Origin of the sequence: Nicoletella semolina, from assembly GCF_004345745.1 — a bacterium.
In the GTDB taxonomy this organism is placed as follows: Bacteria; Pseudomonadota; Gammaproteobacteria; order Enterobacterales; family Pasteurellaceae; genus Nicoletella; species Nicoletella semolina.
Genome location: NZ_SLXJ01000012.1, coordinates 39172 through 55357 on the forward strand (window position 1 = coordinate 39172; position 16186 = coordinate 55357).

At 42.4% G+C, this 16186-nt stretch carries 18 protein-coding genes and 1 other annotated feature; of the genes, 4 read left to right on the forward strand and 14 right to left on the reverse strand.

From position 1 onward, the window contains the following. The first annotated feature begins 7 nt into the window (after positions 1 to 7). The 3 genes from wecA to wecC are packed head-to-tail and all read left to right on the forward strand — an operon-like array spanning position 8 to position 3486. Positions 8 to 1081, forward strand: a complete 1074-nt coding sequence (gene wecA / locus EV693_RS07760; RefSeq protein WP_132501798.1) for a UDP-N-acetylglucosamine--undecaprenyl-phosphate N-acetylglucosaminephosphotransferase — start codon at positions 8 to 10, stop codon at positions 1079 to 1081. Further along, entirely contained in the window at positions 1065 to 2246 is a 1182-nt protein-coding gene (gene wecB, locus EV693_RS07765; RefSeq protein WP_132501799.1) for a non-hydrolyzing UDP-N-acetylglucosamine 2-epimerase, read from the forward strand. The genes wecA and wecB overlap by 17 nt, the downstream gene beginning before the upstream one ends. Then, the gene (gene wecC / locus EV693_RS07770; RefSeq protein WP_132501800.1) at positions 2233 to 3486 is read left to right on the forward strand and encodes a UDP-N-acetyl-D-mannosamine dehydrogenase; all 1254 of its coding nucleotides are present in this window, start codon (positions 2233 to 2235) and stop codon (positions 3484 to 3486) included. The genes wecB and wecC overlap by 14 nt, the downstream gene beginning before the upstream one ends. A gap of 46 nt (positions 3487 to 3532) precedes the next feature. Here wecC and serA read toward each other — a convergent pair whose 3' ends face one another. Together serA and rpiA are read right to left on the reverse strand one after the other, a co-directional pair. Next, complete coding sequence (serA, locus tag EV693_RS07775) at positions 3533 to 4765, reverse strand: phosphoglycerate dehydrogenase (protein ID WP_132501801.1); 1233 nt, start codon at positions 4763 to 4765, stop codon at positions 3533 to 3535. Positions 4766 to 4788: 23 nt separating this feature from the next. Next, a complete protein-coding gene (gene rpiA, locus EV693_RS07780) occupies positions 4789 to 5448 on the reverse strand; it encodes a ribose-5-phosphate isomerase RpiA (RefSeq protein WP_132501802.1) in 660 nt (219 codons plus the stop codon). A 284-nt stretch (positions 5449 to 5732) separates the two neighbouring features. Here rpiA and EV693_RS07785 point away from each other — a divergent pair, with 284 nt between their 5' ends. Next, positions 5733 to 6170, forward strand: a complete 438-nt coding sequence (locus EV693_RS07785; RefSeq protein ID WP_132501803.1) for a DNA polymerase III subunit chi — start codon at positions 5733 to 5735, stop codon at positions 6168 to 6170. Between the two features lie 44 nt (positions 6171 to 6214). Here EV693_RS07785 and hisIE read toward each other — a convergent pair whose 3' ends face one another. From hisIE to EV693_RS07845, 12 genes are all read right to left on the reverse strand, one after another. Continuing rightward, complete coding sequence (gene hisIE, locus EV693_RS07790) at positions 6215 to 6865, reverse strand: bifunctional phosphoribosyl-AMP cyclohydrolase/phosphoribosyl-ATP diphosphatase HisIE (RefSeq protein WP_132501804.1); 651 nt, start codon at positions 6863 to 6865, stop codon at positions 6215 to 6217. A 127-nt stretch (positions 6866 to 6992) separates the two neighbouring features. Continuing rightward, positions 6993 to 7766: an imidazole glycerol phosphate synthase subunit HisF gene (gene hisF, locus EV693_RS07795; RefSeq protein ID WP_132501805.1), complete on the reverse strand. Its 774-nt coding sequence runs from the start codon at positions 7764 to 7766 to the stop codon at positions 6993 to 6995. Then, positions 7748 to 8497, reverse strand: a complete 750-nt coding sequence (gene hisA / locus EV693_RS07800; protein WP_132501806.1) for a 1-(5-phosphoribosyl)-5-[(5-phosphoribosylamino)methylideneamino]imidazole-4-carboxamide isomerase — start codon at positions 8495 to 8497, stop codon at positions 7748 to 7750. The genes hisF and hisA overlap by 19 nt, the downstream gene beginning before the upstream one ends. Before the next feature lie 63 nt (positions 8498 to 8560). Next, positions 8561 to 8938, reverse strand: a complete 378-nt coding sequence (locus tag EV693_RS07805; protein ID WP_132501807.1) for an endonuclease domain-containing protein — start codon at positions 8936 to 8938, stop codon at positions 8561 to 8563. A 69-nt stretch (positions 8939 to 9007) separates the two neighbouring features. Further along, positions 9008 to 9601 carry an imidazole glycerol phosphate synthase subunit HisH gene (hisH, locus tag EV693_RS07810; RefSeq protein WP_132501808.1) on the reverse strand — a complete coding sequence of 198 codons (594 nt, stop codon included), beginning with the start codon at positions 9599 to 9601 and terminating at the stop codon, positions 9008 to 9010. A gap of 9 nt (positions 9602 to 9610) precedes the next feature. Further along, positions 9611 to 10147, reverse strand: a complete 537-nt coding sequence (locus tag EV693_RS07815; RefSeq protein ID WP_115591077.1) for a hypothetical protein — start codon at positions 10145 to 10147, stop codon at positions 9611 to 9613. Between the two features lie 159 nt (positions 10148 to 10306). Next, complete coding sequence (gene hisB, locus EV693_RS07820; protein ID WP_132501809.1) at positions 10307 to 11392, reverse strand: bifunctional histidinol-phosphatase/imidazoleglycerol-phosphate dehydratase HisB; 1086 nt, start codon at positions 11390 to 11392, stop codon at positions 10307 to 10309. A gap of 132 nt (positions 11393 to 11524) precedes the next feature. Then, the gene (tnpA, locus tag EV693_RS07825; protein ID WP_132501810.1) at positions 11525 to 11965 is read right to left on the reverse strand and encodes an IS200/IS605 family transposase; all 441 of its coding nucleotides are present in this window, start codon (positions 11963 to 11965) and stop codon (positions 11525 to 11527) included. Positions 11966 to 12088: 123 nt separating this feature from the next. Beyond that, complete coding sequence (gene hisC / locus EV693_RS07830; protein WP_132501811.1) at positions 12089 to 13141, reverse strand: histidinol-phosphate transaminase; 1053 nt, start codon at positions 13139 to 13141, stop codon at positions 12089 to 12091. A gap of 125 nt (positions 13142 to 13266) precedes the next feature. Further along, positions 13267 to 14553: a histidinol dehydrogenase gene (gene hisD / locus EV693_RS07835; protein ID WP_132501812.1), complete on the reverse strand. Its 1287-nt coding sequence runs from the start codon at positions 14551 to 14553 to the stop codon at positions 13267 to 13269. Positions 14554 to 14717: 164 nt separating this feature from the next. Then, positions 14718 to 15617 carry an ATP phosphoribosyltransferase gene (hisG, locus tag EV693_RS07840; protein ID WP_132501813.1) on the reverse strand — a complete coding sequence of 300 codons (900 nt, stop codon included), beginning with the start codon at positions 15615 to 15617 and terminating at the stop codon, positions 14718 to 14720. A 32-nt stretch (positions 15618 to 15649) separates the two neighbouring features. Continuing rightward, positions 15650 to 15793, reverse strand: a sequence feature (His leader region). A 222-nt stretch (positions 15794 to 16015) separates the two neighbouring features. Beyond that, the coding region (locus EV693_RS07845; protein ID WP_207906487.1) for a YadA C-terminal domain-containing protein at positions 16016 to 16186 on the reverse strand (171 nt) is incomplete at its 5' end.

Below are 16186 nucleotides of genomic sequence, written 5' to 3' on the forward strand. Positions count from 1 at the left end.
CAGAACGATGTACTTAACTTTTTTATTGGTGTTTACAGTCTCATTTTTGACGTTAATTCTTATGCGTCCTTTGGCACAGTCGGTAGGATTAGTGGATAAACCCAATTTCCGCAAGCGTCATCAAGGCGTAATTCCGCTCATCGGTGGTATTGCTCTTTTTTTGGGGAATTTAACATTTTACACCCTGCAATGGGAGAAAATGCATCTACCTGACCTTTACCTCACTGCGGTTACCATATTGTTGGTCATAGGCGTATTAGACGACCGTTTTGATTTAAGCCCTTTTCTGCGAGTGGGTATTCAAGCTTGTCTTGCAGCAGCAATGATTTACAGTGGTCTATCAATTGAAACTTTAGGGCAGTTAATTGCACCTTTTAGTCTTGAGATTGGGACGCTAGGTGTTGTGCTGACAGTGTTGATTACTATTGGAATTATTAACGCATTTAATATGATTGATGGTATTGATGGGCTTTTGGCGAGTTTATCTAGTGTGAGTTTTGCAGGGATTGGTATTTTAATGTGGTTAGATGGACAACATACACTAGCCTATTGGTGTTTTAGTCTTATCTTGGTGCTGTTGCCTTACGCATTGTTTAATTTAAGTCTATTTGGTTCGAAATGGAAAGTCTTTATGGGGGATTCAGGTAGCACATTTATTGGTTTCACAATGATTTGGATTTTACTGCTTAGCACGCAGGGACAGGGATATTCAATTAGTCCTATCACTGGCTTATGGCTGATTGCCATTCCATTAATTGATATGGTTGCCATCATTTTTCGCCGCTTAAAAAAAGGCAAAAGCCCGTTCCGTCCTGATAGATTGCATATCCACCATTTAATGATGCGAGCAGGGCTTAGCTCTCGACAAGCTCTTTTGGTGATTACTGTGGGGGCAATGCTATGTGCAATGTTTGGTATATTGAGTGAAATTTATTACTGGAACCAATGGGTGATGTCATTGGCTTTTGTTGCATTATTTTTTCTTTATTCTTATTCAATTATGAATGCGTGGCGAATCACTCGCTGGGTACGTCGTTATAAGCGTAGAGTAAGTAAGAAACACAATGAAGAAAAGCAATAACGTCAAAAATGGGATTAATGATGGCAAAAAACGTCTGCTTTTTATCTTTGGTACTCGTCCAGAAGCGATTAAGATTGCACCGTTAGTACAACACTTTTTGCATTCCCACACATTTGAAACCAAAATTTGTGTAACAGCACAACATCGCCAAATGCTCGATCAAGTTCTAGAGGTATTCGATATTCAGCCTGATTTCGATCTAAATTTAATGCAATCTGCACAAACTTTAGGCGAAATGACCGCTCGAATGCTACTTTCTCTTGAAAATGTATTAGCTGACTATTTACCGAATTTAGTTATCGTACATGGTGATACAGCGACCGCTTTTGCTGCCTCTCTTGCTTGCTATTACCAAAAAATTCCTGTTGCACATATTGAAGCAGGGTTGCGTACTGATCAGCGTGATAATCCTTTTCCTGAGGAAGCAAACCGCCGTTTGATTGGACTTCTAGCAGATTACCATTTTGCACCGACAGCACAAGCTCAGCAGAATTTGTTAGGAGAGGGGATTGCTGCAGAAAAAATCTGGGTAACTGGGAATACAGTGATTGATGCATTATTTCAAGTCGTGCAAAAAATAACGGAAAACTCACCGCTTGCAACGCAACTCAATCAGCAGTTTTCATTTTTGGACGCAAATAAAAAGCTCCTTTTAGTTACTAGTCATCGTCGTGAAAATATGGGGCAAGGTATTGAGCAGATTTGTCAAGCATTAAAAAGGGTTGCAACGAGCTATCCACAAGTACAAATTGTCTATCCTGTTCATCTGAATCCGCAAATTGTGGAACCTGTGCAAGCGTGGTTGTCAAATGTGAATAACATTTTTTTAATTGAACCTCAAGCCTATCTCCCTTTCGTTTATTTGATGAAACGAGCTTATTTAATCTTGACCGATTCTGGTGGCATTCAAGAAGAAGCCCCTGCACTTGGCACCCCCGTGCTGTTAATGCGAGAAACGAGCGAACGCCCAGAGACACTTGACGCTGGTGTCGTGAGATTAGTTGGGACGGATACTCGGACAATTACTCAAGCGGTTGGCGAGCTATTAGAAAATCAGCAAAGCTATCAAAGTATGTGCCAGACTACCGCTCTTTATGGCGACGGACGGGCGAGTGAGCGTATTTTCCACACTATTTCAGAGATATTAAACTATGAAAACCGTTGATCGCATTGCCGTCATTGGCTTAGGTTACATTGGTTTACCGACTGCGATTGCTTTTGCACAGGCTGGGAAGCAGGTGTTAGGGGTAGATTGTAATCTTGATGTACTTGCAACCTTAAAGCAAGGAAAGGCTCATATTGCAGAACCTCATTTAGAAAAAGCACTACAACAGGTTATGAATGAACAGCGGTTGTCTGTTTCTGCTACACTGGATAATGCTGATGTGTTTATCATTGCTGTGCCTACGCCATTACAGTCTAACTTTCAACCTGACTTAAGCTATGTTCATACAGCAGCTCTACAGATAGCACCGTACTTGCAGCAAGGTAATGTGGTCGTTCTTGAATCAACCTCGCCAGTTGGCACGACAGAACAGTTGGCTTATTGGCTAAGTGAAGTTCGTACGGATCTGCGTTTTCCTGATGACGTTGCGGTTGCCTACTGCCCTGAACGTGTACTCCCCAGCAATATTATGCAAGAAATTATTCATAATGATCGGATTATTGGTGGGCTAAGCCCAAATTGCACTGAGCAAGCGGTTAATTTATATAAAATTTTTGTAAAAGGCGAATGTTTAACAACAAATGCACGAACCGCCGAGCTGTGTAAGCTGACGGAAAATAGTTTCCGTGATGTTAATCTTGCGTTTGCAAATGAACTTTCAATGATTTGTCATCAGTTAAACATTGACGTTTGGGAATTAATTAGATTGGCAAACAGACACCCACGAGTACAAATCTTACAACCAAGTGCTGGGGTTGGTGGACATTGCATTGCCGTAGATCCTTATTTTATTGTTTCTCAATTGCCAGAGTATGCTCGTTTAATTCGTACCGCAAGAGAGGTTAATCGTAATAAGCCACAATGGGTGATAGAACAAGTAAAGCTAGCTGTTGCTGAGTGTGCTACAGAGTTAAATTGCTCACCTTCTCAATTAAAAATTGCCTGTTTTGGTTTGACATTTAAAGCGGATATTGATGATCTGCGTGAAAGTCCAGCACTACAGATTACGCAACAACTTGCAAACTGGCATAGCGGACAGCTATTCGCCATTGAACCAAATATTTCTCATCGACCTATCGTATTGCCTGATAATGTCGCATTTGTTACTCCGAACGAAGCACTGGAGAATGCGGATATTTTAGTGCTATTAGTTAATCACAAGCAATTCCAGCAAATTAATGTTCAACATATACAACAAAAGTGGATCATTGATACTCAAGGGAGTTGGCAAAAGAAATAAGCAAGAGATTATCTTGCTTATTTTGCGTTTAATACCACTCCCTTGTCTAATACAGCACTCTCGCTTTTATCGTGCCATCAATCTCTTTTAGACGCTTGAGTGCTTCATCGGTATTCTCTAATTCCACATCGATAACGACATAACCAATGGTAGGATCAGTTTGTAAGAACTGTGCGGCGATATTGACATTCTGCTCGACAAAAACTTGGTTGATTTTATTTAATATCCCTGTGCGGTTCTCGTGAATATGGAGTAAACGTTTTGCTCCTTTATGCTCTGGTAACGAGACTTCAGGAAAGTTTACTGCAGACAATGTTGAACCATTGTCTGAATATTTTACAAATTTATGGGCGACTTCAGAGCCAATATTGGCTTGAGCCTCTGAGGTTGAACCGCCGATGTGTGGTGTAAGAATAACGTTGTCAAATTGACATAATGGCGAGTTGAATGGTTCGTTGATAGAAGCGGGTTCTTCTGGGAATACATCTAAGGCGGCACCTCGTAAATGACCTGATGACAATACTTCTACAAGGGAATCTAAATCAATGACTGTACCACGAGCCGCATTAATCACGACAGCACCTTTTTTCACTTTTGATAAATTAGTCGCATTGAGAATGTTTTTAGTTGAAGCGTTTTCGGGGATATGTAATGAAATGGCATCACTCATAGCCAATAATTCATCAAGACTTGCAACTTGTTGGGCATTGCCTAATGGTAGTTTATTTTCTATATCATAAAAATAGACACGCATACCAATTGCTTCTGCCAGTACGCTTAACTGTGAGCCAATATGTCCATAACCAATAATGCCAAGATTTTTTCCACGCACTTCATTTGAACCGACTGCGGATTTATTCCATACACCACGATGGACCTGTGCATTTGCTGTTGGCACTTGACGCATTAAGAGCAAAATTTCTCCCAATACTAATTCTGCAACGGAGCGTGTATTCGAAAATGGGGCATTAAAGACAGGGATACCACGGCGTTTTGCAGCCTCAAGATCCACTTGATTTGTTCCGATACAGAAACAGCCGATAGCAATGAGTTTAGAAGCGTGTTGTAATACTTCTTCGGTCAGGAAGGTGCGAGAACGAATACCGACAAAATGTGCATCTTTTATCGCCTCTAGCAGAGCTTCGCCTTCTAACGCTTTTTTATGAAATTCGATGTTTGTATAGCCTGCTGCTTTTAATACATCAATTGCATTTTGGTGTACGCCTTCAAGCAGTAGAAATTTAATTTTAGATTTATCAAGAGAAACTTTCACGCTCATATTTGGACCTTATATAAAAAATATTATTCAATAATCTTTGCACCATTTGGCGTACCAACGATAGTAACATTGGCATAACGTTGTGCAAAAATGCCATTTGTAACCACACCCGCAATATTATTTATCGTTTGCTCCATCTTTAGCGGCTCTAGAATTTTAAAGTTGTAAACATCTAAAATCACATTGCCATTATCGGTGATCACATTTTCACGATATTCAGGGTTTCCACCTAATGAGACTAGCTGGCGAGCAACATAAGAACGAGCCATCGGAATGACTTCTACTGGTAAGGCAAAGGTAGACCCCAATACTTCAACTTGTTTGCGTTCATCTACGATGCAAATGAATTTTTTTGCTAACGAACTCACAATTTTTTCTCGAGTTAAGGCAGCACCTCCACCTTTAATCATATAGCCTTGTGGCGTGATTTCATCTGCTCCATCAATATAAACATCAAGACTAGAGACTTCATTGGCACTAAATACCTCAATGCCTTGTTCTCTGAGTAATGCTTCAGAGTGCTTAGAAGCAGCCACAGCACCTTTTATTTGATCAGCGATTTTACCTAAAGCCTCAATAAAACAATTAACCGTTGAACCACTTCCCACGCCCACAATTGTATCTGGTTTTACATACTGTAACGCCGCTTTAGCAGCTACTTTTTTCATTTCAAGTTGATCCATTTTATTCCCTTTTACGCAAACGTTTACGTTGTTCGTTTATCCGATTAAACAGGGATAGATTGATACCATAAAGCGATATAAATATCAAAAATTTTCTGAAGAATTCATTAGAAATGAAGGGTAAATTGTAAAATTGATTAAGCTGAGTGAAATATAAGGCAAATATTGCTTGTGGAAACGTTCTAATCGGCAGACTTTTATGGTTGTCGCTAGTGCTATCACTTATTTTTATTTTGGCGAAATTCCGCTAGAATGCCGTACATTATTAAGTGATGGAACATAGTATGAAACAAGTGCAATTTTATTTAATAAATGAAGTTGAGCAAGGCACGATTGCCAGTGAAGAATTTCTAGCTTGTGAGTTAGCTGCAAAAGCGTGGCGTGTTGGAAAGCGAGTACTCATTAGTTGCGAAAGCGAAGAGCAGGCTCTCAATATTGATGAAGCTCTATGGGCTAGGCAAGCCGATGATTTTGTGCCACACAACCTCTCTGGCGAAGTAACGACTTATGCAACACCAATTGAGATTACTTGGGCAGGTAAACGTAACGCTCAACACCGAGATCTGCTAATTTCGTTACAAAAAAATGTACCTGATTTCATCAACAGCTTCAACCAAATAATTGATTTCGTTCCTGTAGATGAAACCTTAAAAATACAAGCTCGAGAGCGTTACAGACATTATCGTCAGCTTGGTTGGCACTTAGAGACAATACAGACATAGAATATGTAGTTTATCAAAAAATAGACCAAGGATTAGTTAAAACATCAATAAACCTTATCTTCGCCTTCAGGGTGCAGTCCGATACCCTGATGACGCTCTTTTAATTTATTAATCACGTCGCTCCATTCAAGATTCATTGAATGTAATAATACGGTCAAGTGATAGGCTAAATCCGCCGCTTCACTGACGACTTCTTCTTTATCTTGCGACACTGCCGCCAATGCGGTTTCAACGCCTTCTTCCCCCACTTTTTGAGCAATTTTCTTTACTCCCTTAGCATAGAGTTTTGCGGTATAAGAGCTTTCAGAATCGGCATATTTTCGCTCGGCAAGTACTTGTTCTAATTTCGCAAACCACCTCCAATCACCTTCAGATTGACTTTCAAATTGGTGGAAACAACTTTCCTCGCCCGTATGGCAAGTTGATCCAATTGGATTGGCTAAAATCAATAACGTATCGTTATCGCAATCCAAGCTCATATCCACTACATTTAAAAAATGCCCCGATGTTTCCCCTTTCGTCCACAAGCGTTGCTTAGTACGAGAATAGAATGTAACGATTTTCTCTGTCAGAGTTTTATTTAACGCCTCTTCATTCATATAGCCCAACATTAGTACTTCACTAGTTTGGAAGTGTTGGATAATGACGGGGAGGAGGTTATCGACTTTTTGCCAGTTTATATTTTGAATTTGCATAGTTTTCCTTACCCTATACGGGCCGTATAAGGCTACATAATCTGAGCCACTTTGTAGCTCTTTTTCTTTCAGATATACAGCCGCAGAGAGGCTAGGATTATTGAACCTAGCACGGCTCATGCTAGTATTAACGACGTATCTTGACACCCTCTGCATCAAGATACTCCTTCAACTTTCCAATCTCAATAATCCGTTTATGAAACACGCTCGCTGCCAAAGCACCGTCCACGTTCGCATCAACAAACGCATCTCGGAAATGCACTATTTCGCCTGCACCGCCTGAGGCGATTAACGGTACGTTGCACACATCACGCACTAATTTGAGTTGAGTTAAATCGTAGCCTTTGCGTACGCCGTCTTGGTTCATCATATTTAGCACGATTTCGCCTGCCCCACGTTTTTGCACTTCTTGCACCCAGTCGAGCAGTTGCCAGTTGGTTTGGCGAGTCCGTTTTTCATCGCCTGTGTACTGGTTCACCCAGTATTTGCCTGTATCCGTCTCGAACCAACTGTCAATGCCAACCACTACCGCTTGCACGCCAAAGCGATCTGCCAATGCGGTAATCAAATTCGGATCGGCAAGTGCGGGGGAATTGATCGAGATTTTATCCGCCCCGAAAGCGAACAATTTTTCTGCGTCCTCAATCGTCTTGATTCCGCCCGCTACGCAAAACGGAATATCGATCACTTGTGCCACACGTTCCACCCAGCTTTTATCCACCGTGCGACCGTCCGATGAGGCGGTGATGTCATAAAACACCAGCTCGTCCGCTCCCTCTTGTGCATAACGTTGTGCAAGCGGGACAATATCACCGATAATTTCGTGATTACGAAACTGCACGCCTTTGACCACCAGCCCATCACGCACATCTAAACAAGGGATTATCCGTTTTGCCAACATTCAATTGCCTCCGCCACATTAAATTTACCTTCTAACAACGCACGCCCCACGATCACGCCAGCCACGCCTGTGCCTTTGAGGGCTTCGATATCGGTGAGCGAACCTATACCGCCCGATGATTGAAATTGGATTTCAGGGTATTTTGCACAGATTTCACGGTAAAGAGAGACGTTTGAGCCAGCTAATGTGCCGTCTTTTGAAATATCCGTGCATAAAACATGCTGTAATCCGACCGTTTGATACTCTTCGATTAGTGCTTCGAGCGATACGCCACTCGCTTCCTGCCAACCGCTAATCGCAATAATTTTTTGACCGCTTGCGTTAATGTTTACGTCTAACGCCAGCACGAATTTTTCCGCGCCATATTTCTCAAACCAACCTTTGACCATAGCCCGATCTTTCACCGCCGTTGAGCCAATCACAACACGATTTGCCCCTACAGCCAGCAGATCCGCCACATCTTGCTCGCTACGAATCCCGCCACCGACCTGAATTTTGCATCGTGTCGCTTCGATAATGTTGCTGATAAGTGTGGTCTGTCTTTTTGCCGGATCTTTCGCTCCTGTTAAATCGACCAAATGTAACTGCTCCGCTCCCTGTGCAAGATAGCGGGCAAATTGCTCAATCGGATTATCGGAATAGGTGGTCTGTTTAGCATAATCACCCTGATGTAACCGCACCACATTGCCGTCAATCAAGTCAAGGGCGGGGATAATAATGGATTTTTTCATTGTGTTTGTTTCCTGTTTTATACTTCCCCTCGCCCACTTGTGGGAGAGGGTGGAGAAAATCCGTTAAGGATTTTCGGAGGGAGAGGGTGAGTTTTGGTGTATAAGATCAAAAATGACATCTAACACCATATCTATATTTCTCAATACCTCATCATTCCAAAAACGAATAACGGTAAAATTTTGTTCTTCCAAATATGCCGTACGAATACGGTCATATTCCATTTGTTCTGCGTGCTGAGAACCATCTAGCTCAATAATCAATTTAGGATTTAAAGAGAGAAAATCTGCAATATAATTTCCCACGATCTTTTGGCGATAAAATTTTACACCACAGAAACGTTTTGCACGTAAGTGATACCACAACGACCATTCTGCTTCCGTCATATTTGAACGCAAGCTTTTAGCATTCTTTCTTAACGTTTGGCTTTCATTTTTTCGCATATTTGCCCTCTCCCTCCGAAAATCCTACGGATTTTCTCCACCCTCTCCCGCAAGTGGGCGAGGGAAAAATTAGATATTTTCTACGAAATTCTTCAGCAACTGTGCACCATTTTTGCCTGAACGCTCGGGGTGGAATTGCACGCCATAGAAGTTTTTGCTCGCAATCGCAGCTGAAAAAGGCACGCCGTAATCAGCGGTGGCAATGGTGTTTTCATTCGGCAACACTGCATAGCTATGCACAAAATAGAAATGGCTGTTTTGCTCAATGCCGTGAAATAATGGGTGGTCGGCTTGATATTGAACCTTGTTCCAGCCCATATGTGGCAACGGCAAACCAGTGTTTGGGATTAGCTCGGTTTCGCCACTCATAAGCCCAAGCGTTCCCACATAGCCTTCCGCAGAAAATTCAGTCATTAACTGCATACCCAAACAAATACCGAGCATTGGTTGCGTAGCATTGCGGATCGTGTCAATCAAATCACGATCTTGCAAAATCTTCATCGCAGCCGCAGCCGTCCCCACACCGGGCAACAGCAATTTATCGGCCGATTTGATTTTATCTAAATCACGACTAATCTCCGCCTGTAAGCCTAAGCGGTTGAATGCAAATTTTACAGATGACAGGTTTGCACAGCCTGTGTTGATGATAGTTAGGTTGGTCATATAATAATCTTATTTAAACTTCTCTAGTGCTTTTCTGGCCGCTGGATCTCTGGCTACTTTCAATAATTCTAATTGTAATTCAGTTTGAATAGATGGATCTGCTGGTAATTTGGATAAAATCATCTTCTCTAACAAAATAGTTAATGGCTCACCAATAGCTTTTCTAAAGTTAAAACCTAACAATTGCAAAATTGTCAGAGTCTCTTTTGAAACCAATGGAGATAAAATTCTTACCATTTCATCAACATTACCACCTGTAGCACTAGCTAATTCTTGTAATTTAGGAATTAATTGCTTGGTAATATAATCAATTTCTGTATCTGTAATTTTTTGAGCCATTAACTCTTGTTGAAAAGCTTGAGAAATTTGTAATAACTCATTTTTATCTGAAATTAATTCCTGAATAATTTCTTCTAATTCATTTATTGTTTCTTTATCATCTTTTTTAGCTTTACTTGCTTTAATTTTCGTAAAAATAGCGGATGCTGTATTTTTAACTAACGCTTCAGATAGTTTAACGCCTAAATCAATCAACTGTTGATCCATATAAATGTCCTCTCTCCAAAAAATTTCACCGCACTTTTGTCTAGCACTTTCATGCTAGGCTAAGCATTATGTTATCGCTCTGCGACAAACTAGCTGGGTTGCAGAGCAACCGCACTATGCGTAACCCTACACACTAGTGTAGGGTATTTTATAGCCAAATCACAACACTCCCTTCGAACTCGGTAATTCATTCCCTTCTACTTTTACACACTGTCTTAAGGTTCTGCCGAACACTTTGAATAGGCTTTCGATTTTGTGGTGGTCGTTGTCGCCTTTTGTTTTCAGATGTAGCGTTGCCATTAGGGTGTAGGCGAGCGATTGGAAGAAATGCTCGGTCATTTCGGTGCTGAAATCGCCCACTTTTTCACGCTTGAATTTCGCCTTGAACTTGAAGTATGGGCGACCCGATAAATCCATTGTGCATTGTGCTTTACATTCGTCCATTGGTAGCACAAAGCCGAAGCGTTGAATGCCACGTTTGTCGCCTAACGCCTGTTTTAATGCTGTGCCGAGTGCGAGGGCGGTGTCTTCCACGGTGTGGTGTTCGTCAATCCACAAATCGCCTTTGCATTGCACGTTCATTCTAAAACCGCCGTGCGTAGCGATTTGGTCAAGCATATGGTCGAAAAAGCCCACGCCTGTGCTAATTTGGTTCACGCCCGTTTCGTCTAGCCAAACTTGCACTTTGATATCGGTTTCTTTGGTGGTGCGAACCACTTCGGCATAGCGTGGTGGGCGTTCCCAAGCGGTCGTTTTTGGCAATAATTTTTCCACAATCAGATCCCAGTCCAATTTTTCTGGGTGATATTGCAACGCCGGAATGCCGAGATTTTCCGCCAGTTGCACATCGGTGGCACGGTCGCCGATCACAAAACTGTGGTCAGGATCGAACAAATTTTTGTCGATATATTTTTTCAGCAATTTGATCTTCGGTTTACGGCAATCGCAGTTATCTTCTGGCTTGTGGGGACAAATCAAAATCGCATCAAATTCAATACCTTGCGAGCGGAAAATATCCAACATCGCATTGTGCGGTTTGTCGAAATCTTCTTGTGGAAACGACTCTGTGCCTAAGCCGTCTTGGTTGCTGACCATCACAAAACGGTAGTGATCTTTTAATTTTAGCAACGCAGAAATCACATTGCGTTCCAGTTTAAGTTTTTCCAAACTGTCAATTTGAAAATCCGTTTTCGGCTCGTCAATCAAAGTGCCGTCACGGTCGATAAAAAGGGTTGGTTGTGTCATATTTGCTCCTGTGGCAGCCCACATACGAGCCGTATGGGGCTACTTAATCTGAGCCACTCTGTGGCTCTATATTATCTAATTATCAGCCACAGCGTGGCTGGGTTTATGGAACCTAACACGGCTCGTGCTAGGTTACAAATCTTGTTCGAGATATTCATTTACATTTCCAAGCAGCTCTTTCATCTCATCAACAAAACTCCACGTTTTATGATGTTCTTTCTGCCCTTTGATGTAATTGATGATTTTCCCAATTTCGTGTTCGCTATAACTCAACGCACAATAACCTTTCGACCAAGCGTAAAAATCAGGAAAAAGATCACTATGGCGTTCAAGCCATTTATGGCTCGCATTTTTAAGTTGTTTTACAAAATCTGCTACCGCCATACTTGGGTGAATTTCCACCAATAAATGTAAATGATCAGGCATTCCATTTATGCGATGCAAAGTGCATTTTTGTTGCTGACAAAATGCCCAAATATATTGGTACAACTCTTTCTCATTTTCTTCGTTAATTGCAGGAACGCTTTGTAGCGTACGAAAAACGATATGATAAAAAAGTTTGGTATAGCTCATATTTTATCGTCCTACCCCATACGAGCCGTATGGGGCTACTTAATCTGAGCCACGCTGTGGCCCTATATTAGCTAATTAACAGCCACAGAGTGGCTGGGATTGTGGAACCTAGCACGGCTCGTGCTAGGCATTTCTAATTGCTTCCACCGTTCTCTCCAACTCCGATCTTGTACCAATTGAAATCCGAATACAATTCTGCAATCCCAATGCCTTGTGCTGATCACGCAAGATAATGCCTTTTTCCCAAAGAGCTTTAAATACTTTTTGTCCGTTTTGGAATTTGGCAAGAACATAGTTGGCTTCGGTATCGAAAATTTTTACCATGCACGGAATAGATTTTAGCTGTTCGATTAGCCACGCTCGGTTCTCTAGTGCATCTGTCACACGTTGTTTCATCTCCATCAAGCCCTGTTCGGTTAAGGATTGTGCTGCGATGTCGGAAACGGGTACAGGGAGCGGATAAGGGGCGATGACTTTTTGTAGTACGCCTATTAGCTCTTGATTTGCAAGGGTAAAACCACAACGCAATCCCGCCAAAGCAAAGGCTTTGGAAAGCGTGCGGATAATCGCCAAGTGTGGGAAACTGGCAAGCTCGCTTACCATTGTTGCCTCGGGACAAAATTCAATGTAGGCTTCGTCCACTACCACAATCGCACGCCCCTCGGTGATTTGTAAAAGTTTGAGTAAATCCGACCGCTTGATTAGCGTGCCAGTTGGGTTGTTTGGGCTACACACAAATACCACTTTCACGCCGTCAAGATTACGTTCGATTTCAGGCAAATTAAGCTGAAAATCAGTGGTTAAAGGCACGGTTTTCAGGGCGATACCGCACGTTTCTGCCGACACGCTGTACATTCCGTAAGTCGGTGGGCAGTAAAGTACACTGTCCGTAGACTCGCAGAAAGCACGGATAATCAGCTCAATGCTTTCATCGCCACCACGAGTCACAATCACATTTTCAGGTTTTACACCTGCATATTGTGCGTAGCGATTCACTACATCAGTAGGTTGAGCTTCAGGGTAGCGGTTAAAAGTGCGGTTGAGTAAATCAAAATTTGGCGAAGTTGGAGATTCATTCGCATTCAGCCACACATCGCCATTGCCCCCCAAACGGCGTGCCGATTGGTAAGGGGTCAGGGCTTGCACATTTTTTCGAGAGAGTTTTGAGATTTGCATATATTTTCCTTCCTCCCCCATACGAGCCGTATGGGGTTACTTACTCCGAGCCACTCTGTGGCTCTTTATCTTCTAATTTTCAGCCCCATGCGGGGCTGGGATCATCGATCCTAGGACGGCTCGTCCTAGGAAATTTTAGCCAATCGAATCGAAACTGCCTGTTTATGTGCCTCTAGCTGTTCGGCTTGTGCCATCACTTCCACCGTTTTTGCTAAATCTTTAAAACCTTGTGGCGTGAGTTCCTGCACGGTCATTCGTTTACTGAAATCCGCCAAGCCTAGGCTTGAGGTGGTGCGGGTGTAGCCATATGTCGGTAGAACGTGATTGGTGCCACTGGCATAATCCCCCATACTTTCAGGCGAATATGCTCCCAAGAAAATTGAGCCTGCATTGTCGAGTTTATCAAGCAATGCTCTGGCGTCTTCCACTTGTACCACCAAGTGTTCAGGAGCGTATTCGTTGCTAATTTCGATCGCTTGTTCGAGGCTTTCAGCGATGAAAATGCGGCTATGCTCCAGAGCTTTACAAGCGGTCTCTTTTCTCGGTAATGTTGCAAGCTGACGTTCAATTGCCTTCTCCACCGTTTTTGCCAAGGTTTCGCTGTATGTCACTAAAATCACTTGGCTATCGGCACCGTGTTCCGCTTGAGAAAGCAAATCGCTCGCTACAAAATCAGGATCAGCAAACTCATCAGCAATCACTAATACCTCCGAAGGTCCAGCCTGCATATCAATTGCCGCCCCATTGACTGCTTGCGATACTTGGCGTTTTGCTTCGGTTACAAAGCTGTTGCCAGGTCCAAAAATTTTATCTACTTTCGCCACTGTTTCTGTGCCATAAGCCATTGCCACAATCGCTTGAGCACCGCCTATTGAGTAAATGGTTTCCACGCCACAGAGTTCGGCGGCATAAAGAATGGCGTCTGCAATCGGCGGTGGTGAGCAAAGCACGATTTTTTTACAGCCCGCAATTTTGGCAGGAATGGCAAGCATTAGCACGGTGGAAAATAGTGGGGCGGATCCCCCTGGAATGTACAAGCCAACTCGGTTAATTGGTCGTGTAACCACTTGACAACGCACACCTGCTTGAGTTTCTAAATCAACCGCTTGCGGAATTTGGGCTTGGTGGAATTTCTCGATGTTGGTTTTGGCGTTTTGGATTGCCTGTTTTAGTGCATCTGATAAACGAGCACTTGCAGCTTGGATCTGCATTTTAGAAACGGTAAGACTGTCTAATTTCACCTTGTCGAATTTCTCCGAAAGCTCAAATAACGCTTTATCGCCATTGGTAAGTACATTTTCTCGAATGAAATCGACCGCTTGTTGAATGTTTTGTGAAGCATTGATTGCAGGACGAGTCAGGGCGGCTTGGCGTTGTTGTTGTGTTAAGTTTTTCCAAATTAGGGTTTGCATATTTTTTCCTTATATTTTCCCCTCGCCCGTTTACGGGAGAGGGACGATTGGAGCTTCGTTCAGAAGCGGAAATCAGGGAGAGGGCGATTCCCCCTCTCTCTGCTAAAAATTGCCTTACACAATTTTTAGCGGTCTCTCTCCCGCAAGCGGGCGAGAGCAAATGCTCAAGCCAACATCTTCTCAATCGGTAGCACTAGCACAGAGCTTGCTCCCATTTCTTTGAGCTGTTCCATCGTTTCCCAGAATAAGTTTTCTTGACTGACAACGTGCATTGCGACACGAGCAGAATCATTGGCAAGTGGAAGAATTGTCGGATTTTCTACACCAGGTAGTAGTGCAGTAATTTCAGCTAATTTATCTTTAGGGGCGTGTAGCATAATGTATTTGCTTTCTGAAGCCTGCTGTATGCCCTGAATGCGGGTTAATAAACGCTCGACTAGCGCTTGTTTTTCTACTGAGAGAGGTTCGGCACGCTGAATCAGACAGGCTTTTGATTGATAAATAATATCGACTTCTTTTAACCCATTTGCTTCTAATGTTGCACCAGAAGAAACAAGATCGCAAATGGCAGAGGCTAGACCAGCACTAGGAGCAACTTCCACAGACCCATTAAGAAAACAGTTTTTGAATGGTACGCCATTTTTGCTCATATAACGTTTAAGTAAGTTGGGATAAGAGGTGGCAATGCGAGTGTTAGCAAGACTTTGCACGCCATCGTATTGTACATCTCGTGGCACGGCAAGAGAAAGTCGACAGCCACCAAAATCAAGGCGTTTGAGTTTTTGATATTGTACCTGCTCACCTGCATATTGGCGACCAAGTTCTTCTTCCTCTAGTACATTTTCGCCCACGAATCCGAGATCGACCACGCCATCAAAGATAAGGTTAGGAATATCATCATCACGCACTCGCAAAATCTCAATCGGCATATTTTCTGCATAGGCAATTAAGCGTTGTTCATTCCACGTAATTTTTACCCCACATTTTTTGAGTAACTCGCTGCAATCTTGACTTAAACGCCCTTTTTTTTGTAACGCTATCCGTAAACGGCTGGTTGTATTCATATTGCTATTTCCTTAATGATAAAACTAAAATATAAAAAAACCTCTCGAAGGTTTCCTTCCGAGAGGTTATGTATTTTCTGCTATATAGGATTGCACTTTATACGTACTCGGAAGATTTACTATCTTCCGACCACACTCAAATGCCCGAAAGATATCAGGTTAAGTGATGGTGATGATGAGTACGGATAGTGTTATTCATAATGTACTTTCTCAAATATAAGCTAATTGATCTCGCTGTAAGGTACATCTAATTTCTGAATATTGCAAGCTATTTTTAATTTCTTTGTGTGTGAACGACAAAATTTATTTCTAATAAAATGCCTTTAACGTGTAATAAGTTAAAGGCATTCGTGTTTAAATAGTGTGTTTAAATTCAATACACTTTTATCAAGAGCTTCCTACCACTGATATCCGACGCCAGCACCAGCACCTATTTTGCCGTTAGTGTTGGCATTGCCTTGTAATTTTAAGAACACCTTGCCACTGTGTGAGACGGTGGAATAACCAACAGCGATAGCGCCTTCGTCCGCATAATGTCCGACAGAGGCGGCGAGCATAGATTTGCCGGC

What these genes read in the sequence shown, in the direction of transcription:
- wecA (WP_132501798.1), top strand. Translation starts at nt 8, where the DNA reads ATGTACTTAACTTTTTTATTGGTGTTTACAGTCTCATTTTTGACGTTA.
- wecB (WP_132501799.1), top strand. Translation starts at nt 1,065, where the DNA reads ATGAAGAAAAGCAATAACGTCAAAAATGGGATTAATGATGGCAAAAAA.
- wecC (WP_132501800.1), top strand. Translation starts at nt 2,233, where the DNA reads ATGAAAACCGTTGATCGCATTGCCGTCATTGGCTTAGGTTACATTGGT.
- serA (WP_132501801.1), bottom strand. Translation starts at nt 4,765, where the DNA reads ATGAGCGTGAAAGTTTCTCTTGATAAATCTAAAATTAAATTTCTACTG.
- rpiA (WP_132501802.1), bottom strand. Translation starts at nt 5,448, where the DNA reads ATGGATCAACTTGAAATGAAAAAAGTAGCTGCTAAAGCGGCGTTACAG.
- EV693_RS07785 (WP_132501803.1), top strand. Translation starts at nt 5,733, where the DNA reads ATGAAACAAGTGCAATTTTATTTAATAAATGAAGTTGAGCAAGGCACG.
- hisIE (WP_132501804.1), bottom strand. Translation starts at nt 6,865, where the DNA reads ATGCAAATTCAAAATATAAACTGGCAAAAAGTCGATAACCTCCTCCCC.
- hisF (WP_132501805.1), bottom strand. Translation starts at nt 7,766, where the DNA reads ATGTTGGCAAAACGGATAATCCCTTGTTTAGATGTGCGTGATGGGCTG.
- hisA (WP_132501806.1), bottom strand. Translation starts at nt 8,497, where the DNA reads ATGAAAAAATCCATTATTATCCCCGCCCTTGACTTGATTGACGGCAAT.
- EV693_RS07805 (WP_132501807.1), bottom strand. Translation starts at nt 8,938, where the DNA reads ATGCGAAAAAATGAAAGCCAAACGTTAAGAAAGAATGCTAAAAGCTTG.
- hisH (WP_132501808.1), bottom strand. Translation starts at nt 9,601, where the DNA reads ATGACCAACCTAACTATCATCAACACAGGCTGTGCAAACCTGTCATCT.
- EV693_RS07815 (WP_115591077.1), bottom strand. Translation starts at nt 10,147, where the DNA reads ATGGATCAACAGTTGATTGATTTAGGCGTTAAACTATCTGAAGCGTTA.
- hisB (WP_132501809.1), bottom strand. Translation starts at nt 11,392, where the DNA reads ATGACACAACCAACCCTTTTTATCGACCGTGACGGCACTTTGATTGAC.
- tnpA (WP_132501810.1), bottom strand. Translation starts at nt 11,965, where the DNA reads ATGAGCTATACCAAACTTTTTTATCATATCGTTTTTCGTACGCTACAA.
- hisC (WP_132501811.1), bottom strand. Translation starts at nt 13,141, where the DNA reads ATGCAAATCTCAAAACTCTCTCGAAAAAATGTGCAAGCCCTGACCCCT.
- hisD (WP_132501812.1), bottom strand. Translation starts at nt 14,553, where the DNA reads ATGCAAACCCTAATTTGGAAAAACTTAACACAACAACAACGCCAAGCC.
- hisG (WP_132501813.1), bottom strand. Translation starts at nt 15,617, where the DNA reads ATGAATACAACCAGCCGTTTACGGATAGCGTTACAAAAAAAAGGGCGT.